This window comes from Cytophaga hutchinsonii ATCC 33406 (assembly GCF_000014145.1).
Lineage (GTDB): Bacteria > Bacteroidota > Bacteroidia > Cytophagales > Cytophagaceae > Cytophaga > Cytophaga hutchinsonii.
In genome coordinates this window covers 2,108,548-2,129,449 of record NC_008255.1, presented here as the reverse complement: position 1 = coordinate 2,129,449, position 20,902 = coordinate 2,108,548, and the positions used below count along the sequence as shown (strand labels likewise).

The 20,902-nt window shown below is 38.5% G+C and carries 17 protein-coding genes and 1 riboswitch; of the genes, 7 read left to right on the top strand and 10 right to left on the bottom strand.

The features are described 5' to 3' along the window. Positions 1-9 precede the first annotated feature (9 nt). Complete coding sequence (locus CHU_RS08860; protein WP_011585197.1) at positions 10-843, bottom strand: CvfB family protein; 834 nt, start codon at positions 841-843, stop codon at positions 10-12. A gap of 265 nt (positions 844-1,108) precedes the next feature. After that, positions 1,109-1,210: riboswitch (SAM riboswitch) on the top strand. Positions 1,211-1,339: 129 nt separating this feature from the next. Between CHU_RS08860 and CHU_RS08855 the strand changes: the two genes are divergently transcribed. The 3 genes from CHU_RS08855 to CHU_RS08845 all read left to right on the top strand — a co-directional run bounded on the left by CHU_RS08855 (position 1,340) and on the right by CHU_RS08845 (position 4,659). After that, a complete protein-coding gene (locus tag CHU_RS08855; RefSeq protein ID WP_011585196.1) occupies positions 1,340-2,512 on the top strand; it encodes a PLP-dependent transferase in 1,173 nt (390 codons plus the stop codon). A 59-nt stretch (positions 2,513-2,571) separates the two neighbouring features. Next, a complete protein-coding gene (locus CHU_RS08850) occupies positions 2,572-3,363 on the top strand; it encodes an alpha/beta fold hydrolase (RefSeq protein ID WP_011585195.1) in 792 nt (263 codons plus the stop codon). 81 nt (positions 3,364-3,444) lie between these two features. After that, positions 3,445-4,659, top strand: a complete 1,215-nt coding sequence (locus tag CHU_RS08845) for a sterol desaturase family protein (protein ID WP_041932293.1) — start codon at positions 3,445-3,447, stop codon at positions 4,657-4,659. 43 nt (positions 4,660-4,702) lie between these two features. Here the strand turns inward: CHU_RS08845 and CHU_RS08840 are convergent, their stop codons facing one another. The 5 genes from CHU_RS08840 to CHU_RS08820 form a co-directional block, all read right to left on the bottom strand. Next, a complete protein-coding gene (locus CHU_RS08840; protein WP_011585193.1) occupies positions 4,703-5,560 on the bottom strand; it encodes a zinc-dependent peptidase in 858 nt (285 codons plus the stop codon). Continuing rightward, on the bottom strand, positions 5,560-6,849 hold the full coding sequence (locus CHU_RS08835) for a chorismate-binding protein (protein ID WP_011585192.1): 1,290 nt from the start codon (positions 6,847-6,849) through the stop codon (positions 5,560-5,562). The genes CHU_RS08840 and CHU_RS08835 overlap by 1 nt, the downstream gene beginning before the upstream one ends. After that, positions 6,846-8,291 (bottom strand): tetratricopeptide repeat protein, encoded by a 1,446-nt coding sequence (locus CHU_RS08830; RefSeq protein WP_238379381.1) that lies wholly within the window; start codon positions 8,289-8,291, stop codon positions 6,846-6,848. Before CHU_RS08830 ends, CHU_RS08835 begins: the two co-directional genes overlap by 4 nt. Before the next feature lie 72 nt (positions 8,292-8,363). Next, complete coding sequence (locus tag CHU_RS08825; RefSeq protein WP_011585190.1) at positions 8,364-9,110, bottom strand: zinc ribbon domain-containing protein; 747 nt, start codon at positions 9,108-9,110, stop codon at positions 8,364-8,366. Next, positions 9,111-10,214 carry a Nif3-like dinuclear metal center hexameric protein gene (locus CHU_RS08820; protein WP_011585189.1) on the bottom strand — a complete coding sequence of 368 codons (1,104 nt, stop codon included), beginning with the start codon at positions 10,212-10,214 and terminating at the stop codon, positions 9,111-9,113. Positions 10,215-10,246: 32 nt separating this feature from the next. Here CHU_RS08820 and lpxK point away from each other — a divergent pair, with 32 nt between their 5' ends. Genes lpxK through CHU_RS08805 form a run of 3 tightly spaced genes read left to right on the top strand, consistent with a single transcriptional unit; the run spans position 10,247 to position 13,817 of the window. Next, positions 10,247-11,338: a tetraacyldisaccharide 4'-kinase gene (gene lpxK / locus CHU_RS08815; protein ID WP_238379380.1), complete on the top strand. Its 1,092-nt coding sequence runs from the start codon at positions 10,247-10,249 to the stop codon at positions 11,336-11,338. After that, positions 11,338-13,335: a putative porin gene (locus tag CHU_RS08810; RefSeq protein WP_238379379.1), complete on the top strand. Its 1,998-nt coding sequence runs from the start codon at positions 11,338-11,340 to the stop codon at positions 13,333-13,335. The genes lpxK and CHU_RS08810 overlap by 1 nt, the downstream gene beginning before the upstream one ends. A 5-nt stretch (positions 13,336-13,340) precedes the next feature. Further along, complete coding sequence (locus CHU_RS08805) at positions 13,341-13,817, top strand: hypothetical protein (protein ID WP_011585186.1); 477 nt, start codon at positions 13,341-13,343, stop codon at positions 13,815-13,817. 21 nt (positions 13,818-13,838) lie between these two features. Here CHU_RS08805 and CHU_RS08800 read toward each other — a convergent pair whose 3' ends face one another. The 4 genes from CHU_RS08800 to CHU_RS08785 all read right to left on the bottom strand — a co-directional run bounded on the left by CHU_RS08800 (position 13,839) and on the right by CHU_RS08785 (position 19,528). After that, the gene (locus tag CHU_RS08800) at positions 13,839-14,039 is read right to left on the bottom strand and encodes a hypothetical protein (RefSeq protein ID WP_011585185.1); all 201 of its coding nucleotides are present in this window, start codon (positions 14,037-14,039) and stop codon (positions 13,839-13,841) included. 43 nt (positions 14,040-14,082) lie between these two features. Next, positions 14,083-15,048, bottom strand: coding sequence for a hypothetical protein (locus CHU_RS08795; RefSeq protein ID WP_011585184.1), 966 nt, complete (start codon positions 15,046-15,048; stop codon positions 14,083-14,085). After that, complete coding sequence (locus tag CHU_RS08790; RefSeq protein ID WP_041932292.1) at positions 15,035-17,257, bottom strand: gliding motility-associated C-terminal domain-containing protein; 2,223 nt, start codon at positions 17,255-17,257, stop codon at positions 15,035-15,037. Before CHU_RS08790 ends, CHU_RS08795 begins: the two co-directional genes overlap by 14 nt. Positions 17,258-17,323: 66 nt before the next feature. After that, on the bottom strand, positions 17,324-19,528 hold the full coding sequence (locus CHU_RS08785) for a gliding motility-associated C-terminal domain-containing protein (RefSeq protein ID WP_041932291.1): 2,205 nt from the start codon (positions 19,526-19,528) through the stop codon (positions 17,324-17,326). 289 nt (positions 19,529-19,817) lie between these two features. On the opposite strand from CHU_RS08785, the gene CHU_RS08780 reads away from it, so the two are divergent. Then, positions 19,818-20,864 carry a PorP/SprF family type IX secretion system membrane protein gene (locus CHU_RS08780; protein ID WP_011585181.1) on the top strand — a complete coding sequence of 349 codons (1,047 nt, stop codon included), beginning with the start codon at positions 19,818-19,820 and terminating at the stop codon, positions 20,862-20,864. Positions 20,865-20,902 lie beyond the last annotated feature (38 nt).

Genomic DNA, 20,902 nt, shown 5'->3' with positions numbered 1-20,902 from the left:
TCAATAACGTTAGACCAGATATATGCCGTCTTCTTCCAGACGGATCAGCCCTTGTTTATATAAACCACCGATTGCTTTCTTAAAATTCTTTTTACTCATCTGCAAGCGGAACATGATTTCTTCTGAATCACTTTTGTCCGTTAATTTTAAAACACCCGCAGAGGCACGAAGTTTTGATAAGATTTTTTCTGCAGCGTCTTCAATCTGGCTGTAGCCAAGCTTCTGCAGCGTTACATCAATCTTTCCTTCTTCACGGATATTTTTAATATATCCTTCAACTTTATCGCCAATGGAAATATACGTGAAGAGATCGTTGTGATAGATAATTCCTTTGTAGGTATTATTGATGATTACATTCACACCAAGATCACTGGTATAACAAATCAACAAATTAACTTTTTCACCCACTTCTAATCTGATGTTCTGTTTTTCAATAAAGCTCTCTATCTTGCTGGACGCGGCTAGTCTGCCTGTGCGTTCATCCAGATACAGATAAACCGGATAGCGTTTGCCAACTTCCATTTTTTTGCCTTGTTCACGAAAGGGAACAAGCAGATCTTTTTCCAGGCCCCAATCCAGGAAAGCACCAATGTTGTTTACATCTTTACAAATCAAACAAGCAAACTCATTTAATTTAATTTTAGGTTCCAGGTTTGTTGCAATAATGCGGTCTTCGGAATCCTTGTATATAAAGACATCAATGCTGTCATCTACATTGAAATCATCGGGTACATATTTATTAGGTAATAAAACCTCTTCGCCTTCATCGTTGCCCAGATACATACCTACGCTTGTCATGCGTAAAGCAGTTAAGACATTATTTTTTCCTACTTCTATCATCATATTCGTTATTCCATGTAAAATTAACGCTTTAATTTTACATTGCTTTCATTTATTTAAGCTTACATAAACGGCTGAAACATTCTCTATTATTAGAGTATACATTTGTGAAACAATTACGCCATTTTTTGTTATGTGGAAATATTTATGAGTAATTAATATTCTGTTAATCAGTTTATTAAAATTAATCTCTATTAAACCGATAGAGATACTTGCATTATTAAAATAAATGATGCAATTTTACATTCAGTTAGTGCTAAGCGCACAGCATTTATACAGAATAGGGAAGAGAGCAGGCTCAATGATCCTATAGCAACCGACTTAAAGAACGGTGCTAAACCTGCCCAAAAATAAAAGGGAACTATAAATTACCATCGTATGAAAAAACAACTTTTGACCTCACTTCATTTTAGTTTAGCCACAGCCTGTTGTTGAAACTAAAATCACCGGCCTCTTTCAGCCAATCTTTAATTTATTTACTCATTTAACACGTATTATCATGACAGCTATAACACTATCCAATCGTCCAGTATATACACTTTCAGAAATAAATAAAATTTCGCATTCCATTTCTACCAACCACCAATTACTGGAAGTAGAAAAACAGATTGCTTCAATAGAAAGCGGTGTAAATGCACTTGCTAAAAAAACATTCCGTTCGGCACGTTTTTCATTAATTAAAAACCTGTTACCTAAAGGAGGTACTGTTTTAAGTTTTCAATCCAAAAGAGAGTGGCTTGAAGATACCGCAATCTTTCAGCGCAAAAGTGTATCAATAATCTATACTGAAAATTATTCAGCAGATGATTGGGAATCTATTCTTACAAATGCCATCGATGTTGTATATATTTCTACGATTCAACAGCAGACATTGAATGTACAGGATTACGGATACATTATCCAGAAGGCACATAGCCTGAATATTCCGGTTGTGTTTGATAACACGTTCGGCGGCCTTGGGCACATTTATTCTCCATTGAAAGACGGAGCGGATTTCGTTCTGATCGATACATCTTCGATTGAGTTATTCAGTAAGCATCGCGTACATGCATTTATTGTTGAAGGTGAAAATGGAATTCTGCATTCAAATAAGGATAAAGTTTTAGGAAAAACGGTTCTGGGGGTTCAAAAAAATAACCGGATACTGCATACTAAGTGGACGTATTTATTTGCAGACAAGGAAGATTATCTTGAAAAGCTGGTAAAAAAAGCTTCACGCAAATTTGGTGATTATTCAAGAACGGCAAACTATGTGGCCCGCTGGTTAAACAATCAGGAAGACATTATGGAAATTAATTATCCGGGTTTGAAATCGGCAGAAAGCCATATACACGCTGAGCTTTATTTTAAAGGCGGCTACGGTTATACGTTTAAATTCAGCTTATGGGATAACGATTATAGCTATTCGTTACTGAAAGGCTTATTCAGATCAGGGAATGTGAATGGTGTACAGGTGGAAGTTGATTCAGAAAGAAAAGAATTTTTTATCCAGATCAGAACGGAAGATTATACACGTGTCTTAAATTATTTTCAAAAAGTGTTTTCAATACTGAAAGGAAGCGTTGAGTTTAAGCAGAATATTACCAAGGAAAATAAATTGAAGCAGGTATTTGATTTCGAATTGAAACAATTACTGACAGCTAATGCCACTACATATAAAAGAAGAAACTAATAGTTTTTACTAACAGATATTTTAATAAAATAAATTACACATTTAAATAAATAGCAGCCATGATATTCAAGAACAATAAATCAGAAAAACGTCAGATTTTTAACTTCCATGAAAAAGGAGAAGGCGAAACAATTATTTTCCTGCACGGATTGTTTGGTGAGCTTAGCAACTGGAAAGCAACGATCGATCATTTCAGTAAGAGCTATCGCGTTGTTGTACCTATTATGCCGATCTATGATGGCACCATGCAAAAAGATGGTCTGGATGGTTTGGTAACGTATCTTCATGAATTGGTTACAGAATTAAAAATAGAGCGTTTCAATCTGGTTGGAAATTCTTTAGGCGGACAGGTAGCAATTTTGTATTCTGTTGCGTATCCTGAAAAGGTGATCCGTTTGGTGTTAACGGGCAGCGCTGGTTTATATGAAAGCACTATGGGGGCAAGTTATCCGAAACGTGGTGACTATGCTTATATCGAAGACCGTGTACGTTATACATTCCACAACGACAATATTGTTACTAAAAATCTGGTTGATCAGGTCTTTGAAACAGTAAACGATATACGCAAATCGATTCGTGTTATTAAAATCGTGCGTGCTGCAAACGGGAATAATGTTGCAGATGCGTTAAAACAGATAACTACTCCAACGTTACTTGTATGGGGCAGACAGGACAGGATTACACCGCTTGAGATTGCTTATAAATTTAAAAAATTACTTTCCGGAAACACCGAGCTTCGTATCATTGAAGAATGCGGGCACGCACCTATGATGGAGCGTCCGGAGCAGTTTAACGAAGCATTGGAAAGTTATTTTAACACCGAAACATTTGCATACGCAAACGTAGGTTAATGAACGTTCTATTCAAGGCTCGGTTAAAACAAGTGTTTAACCGGGCCTTTTTATTTATTCTAATTTAAAAACAGAACCTATATGACTATATACGCATGGGGGATACTGGCAGTACTGGCTTTCATCGGAGTTGAAATGCTGCTTGCCAAAAAAATATTCGGGATTGTATTCAGCTACAAAAAAATAATCTCTAATCTTTCTATCGGTGCTGCGGAGCGCTTATGCAACATATGGCTTGCCGGGGTGTTCTATTTTGTATTCCGGTACATTCACAACCATTTTGCATTGATTGATATTGTATCAAGCTGGTACAGCTGGGTCGCATTAATATTACTCACGGATTTTGTCTGGTACTGGTATCATCGTCTGGGTCATGAGATCAATATTTTGTGGGCGTTTCATATTGTACACCATCAGAGTGAAGACTTCAATTACACAACTTCCACACGCATTACCGTATTTCAGGCATTGGTCAGAAATGTATTCTGGTGTGTGTTGCCCTTAATCGGTTTTCCGCCGGAAATGGTAATTCTTACGTTAGTTATTCATGGGAGCTATTCGTTTTTTACTCATACAGAACTTGTCGGCAAGCTTGGCTGGATCGAAAAAGTATTTATAACACCCTCACACCACCGGGTACATCACGCTTCCAATACAGAGTATTTAGACAAGAATTACGGCGATATGTTTGTGTTCTGGGATAAACTCTTCGGAACATTTAAAGAGGAGCAGACAAAGCCTGTATACGGTATTACCAAGCCCTTAAAAACACACAGTTTCTTATGGCAGCATTTTCACTATCTGATTGAAATGAGTTACCGGTTTAACAGAACAAGAGGTTTGAAAAATAAATTCAGGATTATATTCGGTAAGCCTGATGTAATGGATGGGGATGAACGAGAGATCGTAGAAGCAAACTGGCTGGTGGAAGGTCAGCCGATTCCGGTTTTTGAAAGAAGAAGCGGAAGGTATAAGCGGTACATTAATGTTCAGTTTGCCGCTATGCTGGCCAGCCTGATCCTGATTACCTTATACCATGAACGGCTCAGTGTAAGCAGTAATTTTTTCTTCAGTTCAATTTTGATCCTGACGCTGGTAAACTGTTGTGCATTGCTGGAGCAGAAAAAATGGATCTTCTTTGTGGAATATGTCCGGCTGATTCTTTTTGTAGAATATGTAGCGTTTCAATTCAATGGCTGGTATTATTTCGTTTTGTGTAATCTCATTTTACTGTTGTTTACGCTTACGTACAATACACTAAGGAAAAAGTATATACAATTGGTCTATCAATATTGAACATTAAAAAAGGCTTGGAGTTATTCTTCAAGCCTTTTTCATTTTATGTAAGCACCGGATTGGTATGATTTAACGGATCCAGCTTTAGGATACGTGTTAAATAATCATATACCACAGGTTCATTTTTTCTTAATTGAGCAGGTGTTTCGAAAAAGTATTCAATACTTACTGCAAAAAACTCTTCTGAATTACTGAAAGCATAATCCCGCATAAAAGACTGCGATCCATGGCTGCGGATACGGTCATTGGAATAAGAATGGAAATCATGCAATGCTTTTTTGTCCATGAAACAATGTTCCATATCATGTAAGGTTGAATCTTCTATCTTTAACGCGTGCGCCATTTCATGAAAGCCTACATGTACGCCATCATTTTTTATGCGAAGCCCTTCGGTAAATGCAGCCCAGGATAATTTTATAACACCGTTGGACTGAACTTCGCCCAAGTGATAACGCTGTGTACTTCCTGAAAAATATTTGTCCGGATAAATGATTATTTTTCTGAAGTGCTCATAGATAGTAGGGAAGTGACCGAATGAAATTTGTGTGGCAGCAGCAGCTATCAGTAATTTCATTTCAGGTGTAACGGTACAGCCGTCCCGGCCTTCAAAATCCTTTTTTTGTATAAAATATTTTACATTACACTCAAACTTTCTTTTTAAGGAAGGTTTTAAATTTTGATAGAAAGGAATTTTATATTCCAGAGATGCTCGCTCCTGATAGTTCAATTGATATACGAAAAGTATGTAGCGATCAAAGAAAAAGTTAGCAGCACCTGTTATTACTTTAAACAGAGAGAAGCCGAGCAACGCAAAACCTGCCCAAAAGACAAGTAAAAAAATCACTAAGCCAGGTAAAATAAAATCTGATTTGGTTACAAGATATTCTAATTGATCTTCCATTAATAGTATTGTTGATTATTTAAAATATGGATCATGGGGGTTATTTTTAATAAACATTCTTCGTATTCTGTTTCTGCTTTTGCATAGGAAGTAATGGCACTTCCGGCTTCCATAAATAGTTCCTGCGTAGCACTATTATAAAAAATACTTCGGATCAGAACATTAAAATCAAAGTTGTCATGCGGATCCATATAACCAACGGTGCCTGAAAATGGCCCGCGTGCCATGGATTCAATCCGGTCAATAAATTTCATCACATTCACCTTTGGCGCACCGGTCATGCTGCCCATGGGGAAAGCCTGCTGAATAACATCTATAGAGCTGCATGCAGGATCGATGGTTGATTGTACGGTAGATATCAGCTGGTGTACATTAGGAAAGGTATATAAGCCGCTCAGTTCAGGTACGCACACGCTGCCGGCAACTGCCGTACGCGACAAATCATTGCGTACTAGATCAACGATCATGGTATTTTCAGATTGTTCTTTTTCGGATGTGCCCAGCTGCTGCTTTAACATTTCATCTTCGGCCTTGCTCTTTCCGCGTTTACTTGTGCCTTTAATGGGTTGTGAAATGATGGTATCTCCAGTCTTTTTAATAAACCGTTCCGGTGAAGCCGATAGAATATATTCCGTATTGAATTTATAATATACGGAAAAGGGCATAGGTGTTTTTTTATTTAGACGCTGGTATGTTGCTGCCGGGGATATGTTGCCTTTGGCTGTGAAAGGAATGCAATAGTTTATCTCATACGCATCGCCCTGTGCAATGATTTGCTGCAGCTCATCAAATGCATTAAAATACGACTCTTTAGAAACAACTTGTTTTACAAAAATATCAGATTGTTGTACCGGTGTTGATGGTTCCGCATGCTGTATCTCCGTAACCAGAGAGCTCCCCGAACCTTTATGTATAAGAATGCCATCCGGCTGAATTTCCCAAACATGCTCTGGAATAAAAAAAGTAGCCGCTGCAAAAGCAATACCTGCTTCTTTAGACGTATGCAATTGCTCAACACTGTTCTTGCCATCGTAGGAAGCAAAAACAAATATCCATTCATTCGTATAGCCTTTTTTTATTTCATTCCAGGTTTCAAAAACACGTGTTGCATCACTAACGTGAATAGCTGCTTCGGAGCCAAAGGCAAGATAATGCCTGAATGCGCCTTGCGGATAGGCTGTATACCCATTTGGATTTAAATAGGCGATGTGAAAATACCTGTCTTCAAGCCAGGGTAGTGCTTTCTCAATAAATGCTTCACTGGTGGTATGTAAGGGAGTGAAGCTCATTTTATTTCGTGCAGGGCAATTTTTGCTTTTTGTTCAATACTATTTTCATATTCGTGATTTTTATACGCAATCGCAAGATTAAAATAGTATTTAGCCTGAGGCGTATTCTTTAGCTGAACATAGATATAGCCCAGTTGCAAGGCTGAGTTTGGTGCAAAATAATAATTGTTTTTAGTATCGGTAGACAGCGTAATTACTTTTACATAATACTCCATGCATTCTTTTGTTTTGCCTGACTTTTGAAACAGGCGCGCTGCTCGGTAGTAATATTCGATTTTGTCCTTTTTAGTAAGCAGGTCGCTCAGGTTTGTTTCATTAAATACTTCAAGACCTTTTTCATATAGTCCGCCGTCTGTATACAAACGAATTTTTGCCAGTTGTTTATTCGGAAGTTCATTGGCCTGTGCAATCTTGTGCGCATACTTATCCGACTCATAGGTTGTTTGTCCAACGCTTGTGATCTTTTGCCAATAGGTATTTGCATCTGCATCCGCATTCATCAGCCAGTACGATAAAAATAATTTATACGTAGCGTCTTTGGTCAGATTTTTACCTTTAAACTCAGAGAGGAATCGGTTAAAGTATATACGTGATTCAACATAGTTTCCATGCTGCAGCAACACATCCCCATGTAAATAATCAATAACGGCAAGGCTTTCATACGCATTTTCGGGCAGCCGCTCTATAACCGTCAGTGCTTCTTCTGATTTGGAATGCTTGCATAAAATAGCGGCATACAGATACCCATATAAAATGTTGTTAGGGTTTTTAGCATACAACAGTTTAATAGATTCCATTTTAGAATCTCTGTTTAAAATATATTGCTCGGCAATAATTTTAAATAAGAGTGCTTCCTGTAAATAAATATTTTTGCTGTCGATCACTTCTTGAAGCATATTCATTCCTGCTTCTATATTCCCTTTAAAACCAAGGGATGAAGCGATCCAGGCATGAGAATTGGGTACTGAACCGATAATAACATTTAATAAGCCCAGTGATTTTTTTGTAGGTACAAAAGCAGGGTGGGTTTTAAGATTTTCATTTAACAATCCCAATGCCTGTTTTGTATTTAACGCGCCATTCACTTCGTCGTTAAATTTCATTTTTACAAAAGCCCATTGAAGTTTAACTTCTGCCAGGCAGAAGTTATGATACGGAGAGGTTGTAAGGTTGTTTGCGTTGAGTAGTTTTAAGTAGGCAGATTCAGAAGATTTTAAAATCTGGTATTGCTGTTCATCTTCAGAAAAAAGCAACTGTGTAGTTTCTGCCAGTGATCGTAAATATACGGGTAAACCATTGTGCGGATCGCGCTGTTGTTCTGCGGTAATACGTTTGGTTGCTTCAGTAAATTTAAGCTGAACAATTTCTTTGTACGCTGCTTCTAATTCGGTTGTAAAGTAATAGGTAGCGTGGGAGGGAATGCAGAAAATGAAGCATAACAAAAAAGGGTGTATCCATGAATACACCCTTTTAAGATTAAAATATTTAGAACAAGTCCTCAATGAAAGGGATACTTATTTTTTGATCGGTTCCATTACAAATTCAACGTTCGCTAAAATACGACCGCAGTGTTCACATACAATGATCTTCTTTCTTTCACGGATTTCACCTTGACGTTGTGGTGGAACAGTGTTGAAGCAACCGCCGCAAGCGCCACGTTTTACGGATACTACAGCAAGTCCGTTACGGTAATTGTTAACTAATTTTGTATATGAGTTCAATAAACGCTCTTCAATTTGCTTTGAAGCTTTTTCGCGTTCTTTGTTCAATTTAACTTCTTCATCCTGACTTTCAGAAACGATTACTTCTAATTCCTGTTTCTTGTTCTCAAGGTCTTTTTTACGTTCGCTTAAGTTGTAATCCGTTTTTTTGATTTCTTCTTTTTTGAATTCAATCTGCTGCAATGCTTCTTTAATTCTTTTTTCAGAAACCTGAATCTCTAACTGCTGTAACTCTACTTCTTTACTGATTGCATCAAACTCACGGTTGTTACGCACGTTTTTTTGCTGCTCTTCGTATTTCTTTATAAGTTTTTCGGATTCTTTAATTCCGTTTTTGAAGTTTTTAATACTTTCTTCTAACGTATTAATTTCACCTTCATGCTTGGTTAAACGGGTCTCATAGCCAGCTAATTCATCTTCCAGGTCTCTTACTTCTTCAGGAAGGTCTCCTCTTACTTTGATGATTTCATCTAATTTTGAGTCGATTGATTGAAGCTTGACTAAAGCATCTAATTTTTGAGCGATTGTAGATTGTTCCATTTACAGTTTATAGTAACCGATTGGGTTTGTATGAATACTCGATAAAACGACTGCAATATTAGCGAATTTTTTTGTCAAAACATTCATTAAAAGTTCTTTTGTATGAATTTCGCTTTCATAATGTCCAATGTCACAGACTAAAATGCGGTCCTCTGCATCAAAAAAGTCGTGATATTTGAAGTCTGCTGTTATTAAAACATCTGCTTTTGAGGCAATTGCATTTTTTAGTAAAAAACTTCCTGAACCGCCGCACAAAGCAACTTTTTTTATTTCACCTTGAAAAGCAGTTGTGTACCGGATACAAGTTAAGGATAATCGAGCGGTTATAAAAGCTAAAAAATCTTCTTTTGTCATGCTTTTTTCTAATTCCCCGACAAATCCGCTCCCGACTTCGGTATTCCTGTTCTGCAGGGCGATCAGATCATACGCCGGCACTTCATATGGGTGATGTGCATGCAGCGCCCGTATCACTTGTCTTTCCAGGTGATTGGGGTAAATGATTTCGATTCTGTTTTCTTCTACCTGCTCAGCCTGGTTGGCAGTGCCAATCGTTGGGTTAGCTTTTTCGTTTGGCTTGAAAGACCCCGTACCTGTTACGGTATAGCTGCATTCGCTGTAGTTACCGATGCTGCCGGCACCTGTACTGAAAATGCCCTGAAGCAATTGTTCTGTGTGCGTAGTTGGTACAAAGGTTACCAGCTTTGAAAGCAGCCCTTTTTTAGGTGAAAGAATCTCCGTGTGAATTAACCCAAGCTTTTGTGCCAGCATGCCGCTTACACCTCCCTCAATATTATCGAGATTGGTATGAATGGCATAAATGGCTATGTTGTGCTGAATGGCTTTGATGATGATGCGTTCAACATAATTGGAACCGGTAATTTTTTTTACTCCTTTAAAGATGAAAGGGTGGTGCGCTACAATCAGATTATATCCCTTGCTGATGGCTTCATTTACAACTTCTTCTATAACATCCAGACAGACAACAACACCTGTGCAGGTTTGCTGTCTGTCGCCCACTAAGAGACCGCAATTGTCGTAGTCTTCCTGATAAGCCAATGGCGCAATTTGTTCTAAATATGAAATAAGATCGTTGATACGGTGCATAAGATTTGTGAAAATGGACCTGACTTTGCAATTTGCTTCTTAATTTACATAAGCAGGATAAAGATAAGGTGATTTTTCTAAAGATTTTATTGTTACCGTTTTCATTGCTGTATGGAGGAATAACAGCCATCAGAAATTATGCCTATGACAAAGGCTGGTATAAAAGCTATACGCTGCCGGTTGCTGTTGTTTGTGTAGGTAATATAAAAGCAGGCGGCACCGGTAAAACGCCTTTTACACAACTTCTGCTGCAGCAGTTTGCCGGCAAATACAAAACAGCTGTATTAAGCCGCGGCTATGGTCGAAAGACTAAGGGTTTTGTGTTGGCCACAGCAGCGTCTACCTCAGCAGAAATCGGTGATGAGCCGCTTCAGCTCTATACGCATGCTCAGGGAGTATATGCAGTGGCGGTATGTGAAGACCGGGTAGCCGGCGTTGAAAAACTGCTGCAGTTGATACCTGATTTAAAACTCGTTATTCTGGATGATGGGTTTCAGCACCGCCGGATCAACAGAGATGTAAATATTTTATTGACCGAATATCAGGCGCCGTTTTATGCGGATTGGGTTTTGCCTGCCGGTCGTTTAAGAGAGTTCCGGAATGGGGCAACGCGCGCAGATGCTGTTGTTGTTACCAAAACACCTGCACATGCAGCTTTATTAAAGACAGATAACATACTCCGGCATACAGCCAAAGCTATACCTGTTTTGTATACAACCATTGAATACGGCGCTACCCGGAATGAAGACGGAAATTATACCTGGCAGCCAAATGAAAAAGCTGTGCTGGTAACAGGTATTGCAAACCCGCAGCCACTGGTACAGTATTTGAATAGCAGGCATATTGACATCATAAAACAGTTCGAATTTAAAGACCATTACAGCTATACGTTACGGGATATTCAACAAATGCTTGATTATCAAAATGCAAATGATGGAGTTAAAATAGTAATGACCGAAAAAGATTGGGTGAAAGTTGTACCTTTGCTTCGGGAGTTAAACCTTTCGAAAGGCTGGTACTATGTTCCCATTCAGATCGGCATATATTCAGATCAGCAGCAACTGTTAAACACAGTTGAAACTAAAATCATAGATAGACTTAACCGTCTCACGCAGCACACATAATGTTACAAAGATCTTATACAAAATCAGTAGTCCTTTTCCTGCTTTTTTTATTGATAGCAATTGGAAATACGATTCATGCACAAATATTAGATGATAGTACCCAACAGCTTTATGGCTATCACAGTATTCGTTACGGTACGGAAGAAGATGTTTTTTTTAACAAAGGATTAACCAGAGAAGTAGATAGCAGCCTGGCCAGTATTCAGCGCTACGGTTATATATACCGGAACGGACAATACAGCCAGGATCTCGGGAACTGGGCTACTCCCTTAAAATATGTTACAGCCTACATGCCCTCACAGTTAGGAGTCCAGACAGGCTTTGATGTATACAGCCCCTATGAATACAATGCTAATAACATAAAATATTTTGATACAAAATCTCCGTATGCTGAAATCAAATATTACCAGGGAAGCAGAGGGCAGCAAAGTATTGATCTTTCCGTTACACGGAATATCAATGCCAACTGGAATGCCGGCATAGACCTGCGCAGGATTGTATCCAAACGCATCATTGGTTTTGTGCAGCGGAATGATAAGCAGGCAGAAAATTATGCCTTTGATTTTTTTGTTTCACATCATTCAAAAAACAAAAAGTATTTTATGCTGGCTTCGTTTAATTATTTAGAAGCGCACAATTTTGAAAACGGAGGCATCCGTCCGGATTCTGTATATGATGCAGATTCACAAACAGAACGTCCAAAAAGAAAGGATGAATTGTTTGATAATCAGTTATCGCAGGTTTGGTTAAATAAGCAGGCTTTTCCATATAGAATGGTCCGGTCATTGGATAAACGCTATAACTATCGCGTGTATCAGCATTATGATCTGTTGAAAGATGATAAGCTGCAGGTGTTTTACCGCTTTGATTATTCCAGAAAAACCAACAGATACGATGATAATTTATTACGTACCAACGAAGATTTTTATAATACTTTTTCTGCGTATGATTCAAGAGGAAAGTACGATACGAGTGAAATAGCGGACCGGACAGATTTTAATTTGTTTGATAATCGTGCGGGTGTGAAAGGAAGTTCAAATAAGTTTTTTTACGCGGCTTATCTGAAAAACAGGTATGTAACCATGAGTCAGGGAGGCAGCTACGGTGAAGCTGTAAAGCTTAATACGTATACCACAGAATGGTACGTGGCTGGCCAGCTGAGAAGATACTTTGATACATTAAACCGGTCGTATGTAGAGGCTGTGGCAGAACAGGGCTTAAATTCTGTAACCAATAAAAGTACGAATAAAAATAACTTCATGGGAGCGATAAACGCTTTCTACAAAGATTTTAAAATAGAAGTGTCTACCTGGGCTGTATCCCCAACAATGCTACAACGTGCATACAGAAGTAATTTGGTTTCATGGGACAGTTCATTAAATCTTCAGCATTGTAACCGTTTTTTTGCCGGATACACCTTCAGAAAAAAGAAAATAGATATCATACCTTCCTTAACTTATAACCTGTATGAAAATTACATCTATTTTAATGATGCAGGTACGGTAAGTCAAACGACTGATAAAACTCAGACGCAGTTTCAGCCCAAGCTTGGCCTGCGGTTTAACCTGTGGAAAATTCACATTTATAACGAATTTCAATACAACGTAGTGAATACGGAAAGCAAACTTCAGATGCCGCCGATCGTTAATGCCACGCAATTATTTGTTGAAGCCTGGTTGTTTAAGCGCGCTACTTTGCTGCAGGTAGGATTTGATGTACTGTATCGCGGTGCCTATCAGGCAAACGGGTACAATCCATTGATCCAGCAGTATTATGTAACAACACCCACAGGTGGCGACAGAGCGCTGGATTATAATTACATGAATCAGTATTTTGTCGTTGACTTTTTTGTAAACATGCAGATCCGTACTGCACGTTTGTTTATAAAAATGTCGAACCTGACAACCGGCAAAGGGAACGGATATTATTCAACACCAACCTATACAGCTATTCCGAGAACAATTGATTTTGGTATCAGCTGGAGATTCTTTGATTAACAGATATGAAAGCGGCCAGTTTAAGCGAGTTAAAAAAAGAATTACAAAACCGTTCTTCCAAAGAACTGGTTGAAATATGCCTTCGTTTGGCGAAGTTTAAAAAAGAAAGTAAAGAACTGTTAACCTACCTGATCTTTGAATCAGAAAGCGAAGCAAATTACATAGCAGCAATCAAAGCAGACATGGATGAACAGTTTGAACTGCTGAACACAAGTAACCTGTATGTGGCTAAAAAAGGCCTTCAGAAGATTGTACGTTCAATCGCCAAATACATTAAATATTCAGGCATAAAACAAACGGAAATTGAAGTGCTGGTTTATTTTTGCAGGCACATGAAAAAATCCGGTATTAAGATCACACACAGCACTGTTATTGAAAATCTGTATCAGCGGCAGATCAATAAAATTGAAAAAGCATTAAACAGCCTGCACGAGGATCTTCAGTTTGATTATCAGCAGGAAGTTGAACAATTGTATCTGTAAGAACAAATAAAGCTGATATTGTTATAATTCAAACAATTCAAAATCATCGCCTTTTCCATAAGCCATAAACTCCTGCAACTCATATTTTTCAAGCGTTAGCAGGTCTTTAATTAAAAAATTGTCTTCAGAGATCCGTTTTAATACGATAAACTCATGGCGTTCCCCATAATTAACAATATAATATTTTTTGCCTATGCGTATCGTATCTACGGAAATGGACATTAGTTTTTTATGTTAAGAGTGAATGCTAATGATGAATGCTTTATCAATAGAAGGCTGCCATAAATACAAAGAATGCATTTAATAGAATATAACTTAACATCATAATTCTGGAACCAATGTAATTTAGCCGTTGTGAACGGAAGGCCTTGTTGTGTTCAAATAATTTCACACAATATGCATTCAGGAATATGGTGAAGAAAATGAACAGAAACGTAATGGAATGCAGTGTATCGACCAATGTGTAATCAGAGGTTTCCGGCAACAACGAATCGATGATGTACTTATTTCCGACCGCTGCGAACAGGCCGCCTACAGGTAATGCAAAGCGTGATTCAACTTCTTTTACATCAATAAAGAAACTAATGCTTCCGATGAAAAAGGCAATGTACATTCCCAGGAAAATTTTCATGAAAAGACCCATCGCATCACGCTCTAAGGTCATTTTAATATTGAATGTATCGTATTCAGATGTAGTCGATGTTACTCTTGGATCACCGAAAGCGGTGTTGTATTCATTCTGCCCGCGGTATACATGAAAGTCTTTTATTTTCCAGCCGTCCACATTCATGGTTGGTGCAAAGGTGCTGCCGGCTGAGTCAATTTCATATACCAGCCATCTTTTGTCGTACATGGTATTTTCAATAGACACATTGATGTGCTGTTCATCAAACGGATAATCATTTACATTCCACGATTGTTTCATCACGGATTTCATTTTCATCAATACCCAGGTTTTACCTTTTATGGTATCAACCAGCACATCCGGCTTTTCAACACTTTTGGCATTTGGTACTTCTACCTGTGTGGTAAAATCAAAATTCGGGTTGTCGTATAAGAACCATAGCCAGTAACGCATGGTATACTCCTTATCATGAAAATTGATGTCATGTAAACTTAAGATATAACTTCCGACACGTACCGTATCAGGCTGTTCAGGTGCCGCAGACAATTGAAGAGAGAGAAGTACAAAAAAAAGTGCGGTGCTAATTTTTTGATTAATGAAGTACATGAAACCAGCCTTTTAAATTCCGTTTATTTTTATAATGGGTTAAACTGTAATAATACACACCATCTGCTAATGAATCGTTGTTCCAGTCGTTGTTGTAATTATTATTCGAATATACTAAAGCCCCCCAACAGTTATATACTTTTAACGAATAGGTATTGTATTGCAAATCTTTTATTTCGAAATAATCATTTAGACCATCGCCGTTTGGCGTTACTAAATTATATACGGTAATAAAGGTGGAGCAATCTACTTCAAGGTTCAATGTGTTTTTACAGCCCAGACTATCCGTAAGCTTAACCCAATATATACCATCGGCAGATTTAGGTGACTGTATCTGCTGGGTAGTGTTTCCATTAAACCACAGATAAGCGGAGTAATTAAGTGGTGCGTCAAATTGTGCCTGTGTAGTGGCAGCGTCACAAAATGTTTGATCATCCGTTGGGGAGAAACTGATACTGCCGGAAGGTAGAGGTGTTACGGTTATCGTAACAGAATCTTTAGCTGCACAACCATGTACATCCTTTGCAAGTACACGATATTTATTGCTGTTTGTCACCGTTATGGAATCCGCATTAGCGCCTGTAGACCAGTTGTAGTCCGTAAATCCAATATTTGTGTGTATCGTCAATGGAATATCTGCACAGGTGCTGTCTTTGCCATCAATAATGATATCGCCGGAAGGAGGGAAGAACGCGATATGTATCGTGTCTTTAAATTCGCACTGTAATTTTTTTACTACCACGGAATACGTACCTGAATCTCGTGCAATAATTGTTGAAGTCGTTTCTTGGGTAGGTGACCATACATAACTGTCTTTTTGCACACCGGCAGAAAGCTCTAATTCAGTTCCCGTACACATTAATGTATCAGGACCCAGATCCACAAATCCGTAATCTGAAAAATACCCATATCTGAAGCCGGTATCATTGGCGCCATTCATTATACTCAGGTGAAAATAACCCGACGTATTTTTTAATATATTCGCTTTTAATGCAGGAATTTGTTGTATGCTAAATTGTTTGCTGGCATATACCCAGGTGGAAGTTCCAGTTACTTCTGAAAAATCGCTTGCTTTAATAAGCGTGTTTGTTCCGTTCAGTAAAAAGTTGTTTTCATTACCTTTTTCTGTAAGAATATTCAACACAAATGATTCCTGATTGGAACGGATAAAACCTACTTCTTTGGATCCGGTACATTCTAATTGCGGCAGAATTGCTTCGGCAAGTTCATTTGCAAAACCTGTTACATGCAGCACATATACCGGCTCGGAGGCATGAATCAACATGGATTCCAGAACCGGGATTTCCATTTGTTCTCCTTTATTCAGCGTGGCTGGTGTGGAAAGATCCCCGAGAAATATTTCGGTATTATCTTCTGTTGCCAGTATGTATGCAAAGTCATTATCTGTACCAGTATTAAGTGTGTGTTTTAAAATGATGTATTCTTTGCCTGTTTGAGAGACCGGAATCAATTGATCGCCGCCCAGATCCCAGTTATTATTTTTTAACATGGAATCATCTTTTAGAGTAACGGCAATTGGTTTGTCTGATTCAATCAATGAGCCAACGGGCCGTAGGCCGGCATCAATAAAGGAAGACCTGCCGCTCCACGTCTGTCCTTTTTGCAGTAAAATCGTAAACGGAACTGTTGCAACATGACCCTGAATGCGTCTGGTTGGGGTAATGGTTACAGTAGTGTTGTTTTCAGTGGCAACAATATCAAAGCTAGCCCAGGCATTTATATTTACCTGATTGTTCCAGCGTGTTTGAAAAGGCGTGAGGAATTCAGTGCCTAAAGCATTACGGCCTTTTAATGCAAACAGATCACTGTTTGTGCCCGGAGCATACGCACTGGTTCCATATAGTTCATAATAGGCACTTATTTCATGTGTTGCAACAATGTGTAAGCCTTTGTTCAGGATGGTATTTTCCGGAACACATTCAAGAGATGAAAGCCAGCTGGAGATATTAATAGAGTATGCGCTGTGTGCAGCAATGGCATAAACTTTTTTTGTGAAGGTAGTATTTGCCGGAATATCAATGGTGATCTGAACGGCTTGGTCAAAACTCTGGAACCGTAAAAAAACAGGCAGGTTTCCATTGGTTGGATTTGCATACGGAACCGCAAACCAGAATTCCTTGTCTACCTGTGCAAAAGAGGCGTGTGTGTATACAAATAGCAAAGAACTGAATAATAGCCGAAAGATCATGGTCAAAAATACAAAGTATTCAAGACAATTTAAAACATGTAATTATATTGATTTGGAAACAACAGATCAGCGCAGCATGGTTGCAGTACCTGCTTTATTAAAGGCTAATCCGTCATAAAATTTACCTTCGAGGGTGTAGGTATATACATTGGTTGATTGGCCGCCTTCATTTCCTTTAAATTCTCCTGACCAGCCTAAGGTATTGGCTTCAATAAAAGAATTTGTCTGATATACCAATTGACCCCATTGATTATAAATACGGAAACTGAAAGCTTCTTCCTGTATATAGGTACCATACACTTTTAAGTGTTGATTTTCAGGGTTAGATGCTTTAGGTGAGAACACATTCGGAATAAACAGTGCGTGTAAGTCTGCATCAATGTGGGTAATGCTAACAGAATCTCTGTTGAAACAGGTGTAATAACTATCTGTAGCAAAGGCGTAGATTGCCTGATCCGTTGTTGACGTATAGGTTAATCCAGAAGACAAATAAGTATCTGTATATTGTTCATACCAGTCAACAGTAACATCCGGGTTTGATGCGATATTCGCTACAAGAACTAATGGATTTCCGCCATATCCAATCGTATCCATCGCATTGGCGATGTGAACATAAGGTCTGTACCCTTTGATTGTAACATCAACTTCCGGGCTGGTGCAGCCATCACTGTCTGTTGAAGAAACCAGAATGTGATAGGTGGAATCAATCGGGTACAGCGTCAATATGTTTCCGGAGACACTGTCAATAGCAGGAGTAAAATTAAATGAATAACCGGTTAATGAACCGCCGCTGGCAAATGCAAACAACCGGATCGGGGTATCGGCACAGATCGTGGAATCCAGAAAATTTGTAGTTGTCGTAAGTTCAGACAAATTGGTAACATTAACAGAGTCTTTGTATGCACAGCCCCTGTCATCGGTAGCAGTAACAACATATTTCTGAATACCCGGAGTAGTTAACGTTAGCGTTGGGTTTTGTATGCTGCTGCTGCTTAAACCTGTTGCCGGGCTCCATGACCAGCTATAGGTGGCCGGATAAAGCGATGTAGTTGTTGGTGCAAGCTGAGCACCTGATAAATAACAGATCGATGTATCATTGCCCGCATCTACAGAACCATAGGCAGTAGCATAGGCGGGAAGGACAGTAACCTTTGTGGATTTGGTGGTACCGCTGCCACAACCGGAAGAACCTGTTACAGATACCGTATAAGTCGTTGGTCCTTCATTGACCGGTGTTGCTATTGGATTACTGATTGAGCTGTTGGATAAGCCTGCTGCAGGAGACCAGCTGTAGGTATATGTACCGGTGCCGGTGGCCTGGGCATTTAACTGAACAGAAGTATTTTTACAGATGGTCGTGTCTTTTGAAATTGTAACAGAAGGACCTGTTAAAAACGTAACATTTACAGAATCTGTATTTCTGCATTTCGATCCAAGATTGGAAATCGTTAATTTATATTTCCCGCTGGTATTTACCGAGATTGTTTGTGTAATGGCATTGGTGTTCCATCTATAGGAAATAACAACATTGGGAGGAGTAGAAGAAGGTGATGAAAGTGTTACAGGAGTACCCAGACAAGGAGATATATCCGGCCCCAGATCTACTACAACAGAATTATCTCTGCGGACGTTTTGCTGCGCTGAAACATCACAACCGGATGAATTTTTTGCGGTAACAAAAAAGGAAACTGTTCCTTCAGAAGCAGATAAAACAGCATTTGTGAACGTTAACGAATTTGTACTGCTCACTAAATTTGTTGTGCTGTTTTTATACCATTTATAATCTGTAAAACCCGGAGACACTAAAAAGGTACTGTCAATAGAACCGCAGATATTAATGTTTGTACCGGAAACCGGAGCGCCTGTAGTAGTGGTAATGGCAAATGAACTGGATGAGGTATACACAAGGTGCACTGTATCAGAGGCAGATGTATATGTTCCCGTACTGGTATTGTAATACTTAATGGTAGAAACCCATCTGCCTGCATTGAAGGTGTTGATCTGATTACCTGTTAACGTTGCTCCGGTTGAATCTAAATTTTTCCATTCATATATTGGTAAGCCAGCTGGAGGAGGAGTCGCAATGTTTGATGATTTAAGATTATAGATACCGCCTTTACAAACAAACACTGTTTTAGACGGACCAGGAATAACCGTGTTACCATTAACCACAACAGATACAGTTATTCCTGCCGCATACGTACGTATGCTTACTGTTAAAATCAGTAAGCATACAAAAAAGTGTTGTATGTATTGCCTGTAAAATCTCATGTGTGCGTATATAATCCGTCTTTTACAAATAAAAGACGACAACATTTGGATGTAAGTTACGGTTAAGAATTTTATTGTTTTACTATTCTATGGATTTTTTTTATACAAACCCAGTAATTTGATTGAATTTTGGATATTTTTTTGTATTTATGTGTGAATATCAAAATTCTGTTCGTCTGTTATTTGTTACATTTAAGTAAACGTAAACTTTTAACATGTTTAACGTATACCTGTAAAAGTTGTTTAGCCTAAAAGGTAGATATTTCTTTTTAAGCAGGTTAAAAAAAATATGTATATAAAAAATGCAATTTGGTCCGTTTTAGTTGGTTTCACTTTGGTGTTGATATCAAAGGGGCAGGATGCAGTTTTTTCTCAATATTATTCATCTGGATTATATTTAAATCCAGCTTTTGCCGCTGCCGAACCTGCCACCAGTGTAGGATTTAACTCCAGAGTGCAATGGAAAAGTATCACAACTCCATATACAACCAACCAGGCATCTCTTATTGTTCCCTTATACCGTTCTTCCAATAAAGCACTTAATCTCGGTGGTTTAGGCCTCTCTGTTTTTCAAAACAAAGCCGGAGACATTGGTTTAACATCTCTTGGTGTAAACATCAATGCGGCTTTTGTTATTCCGTTAAATGAACAAAATCATATACTTACAGGTGTTCAGGTCGGGTTCATGCAAAAGACAATCGATTTTACAAAAGGACAGTGGGGATCGCAGTTTAGTCCGGTAAATGGTTTTGATTCTTCCATTGATCCGGGAGAATACAATTTTATTGCGTCACATACGTATCCGGATGTGAGCTTTGGAGCTATATATTATAACAACCCAAGAAGAGAAATCAGAGAACAAGGCAAAAGTTTTTACCTGGGATATTCTGCCTATCATTTCAACAAACCGAATGAGTCAGTTATAAAAGACCAAAACAGTGCCTTGCCTGTATTAAGCAAGATTATTGCCGGAGGAGAATTTTCATTGAATGAAACCTGGAACATATCACCCAATGCATTGATTGCCATGCAGAATACAGCCATGCAGATCAATGTGGGTGTATACGGAACATTTTCGTTTGGTGATGTGGAATCGAACAGCCTCGTACCTTCCAGATTGATTGCTGGTGTATGGTACCGGGTAAAAGATTCTTATATCGGTTCATTTGGTATCGGCAATAAATTCTATACATTAGGTATAAGCTATGATATGAACAGCTCCACCCTGAGGCACAGTTCTTCTGCCAAGGGAGCCGGGGCTTACGAAATTTCAATAAAGATCAATACACCAAGAATCGAAAAGATACAACGTGTGTATCAGACACCTAGAATTTAAAAAGCAACGTATTTGGAAGGATATACGTTAAAATCATA

What these genes read in the sequence shown, in the direction of transcription:
- CHU_RS08860 (WP_011585197.1), bottom strand. Translation starts at nt 843, where the DNA reads ATGATGATAGAAGTAGGAAAAAATAATGTCTTAACTGCTTTACGCATG.
- CHU_RS08855 (WP_011585196.1), top strand. Translation starts at nt 1,340, where the DNA reads ATGACAGCTATAACACTATCCAATCGTCCAGTATATACACTTTCAGAA.
- CHU_RS08850 (WP_011585195.1), top strand. Translation starts at nt 2,572, where the DNA reads ATGATATTCAAGAACAATAAATCAGAAAAACGTCAGATTTTTAACTTC.
- CHU_RS08845 (WP_041932293.1), top strand. Translation starts at nt 3,445, where the DNA reads ATGACTATATACGCATGGGGGATACTGGCAGTACTGGCTTTCATCGGA.
- CHU_RS08840 (WP_011585193.1), bottom strand. Translation starts at nt 5,560, where the DNA reads ATGGAAGATCAATTAGAATATCTTGTAACCAAATCAGATTTTATTTTA.
- CHU_RS08835 (WP_011585192.1), bottom strand. Translation starts at nt 6,849, where the DNA reads ATGAGCTTCACTCCCTTACATACCACCAGTGAAGCATTTATTGAGAAA.
- CHU_RS08825 (WP_011585190.1), bottom strand. Translation starts at nt 9,110, where the DNA reads ATGGAACAATCTACAATCGCTCAAAAATTAGATGCTTTAGTCAAGCTT.
- CHU_RS08820 (WP_011585189.1), bottom strand. Translation starts at nt 10,214, where the DNA reads ATGCACCGTATCAACGATCTTATTTCATATTTAGAACAAATTGCGCCA.
- CHU_RS08810 (WP_238379379.1), top strand. Translation starts at nt 11,338, where the DNA reads ATGTTACAAAGATCTTATACAAAATCAGTAGTCCTTTTCCTGCTTTTT.
- CHU_RS08805 (WP_011585186.1), top strand. Translation starts at nt 13,341, where the DNA reads ATGAAAGCGGCCAGTTTAAGCGAGTTAAAAAAAGAATTACAAAACCGT.
- CHU_RS08800 (WP_011585185.1), bottom strand. Translation starts at nt 14,039, where the DNA reads ATGTCCATTTCCGTAGATACGATACGCATAGGCAAAAAATATTATATT.
- CHU_RS08795 (WP_011585184.1), bottom strand. Translation starts at nt 15,048, where the DNA reads ATGTACTTCATTAATCAAAAAATTAGCACCGCACTTTTTTTTGTACTT.
- CHU_RS08790 (WP_041932292.1), bottom strand. Translation starts at nt 17,257, where the DNA reads ATGATCTTTCGGCTATTATTCAGTTCTTTGCTATTTGTATACACACAC.
- CHU_RS08785 (WP_041932291.1), bottom strand. Translation starts at nt 19,528, where the DNA reads ATGAGATTTTACAGGCAATACATACAACACTTTTTTGTATGCTTACTG.
- CHU_RS08780 (WP_011585181.1), top strand. Translation starts at nt 19,818, where the DNA reads ATGTATATAAAAAATGCAATTTGGTCCGTTTTAGTTGGTTTCACTTTG.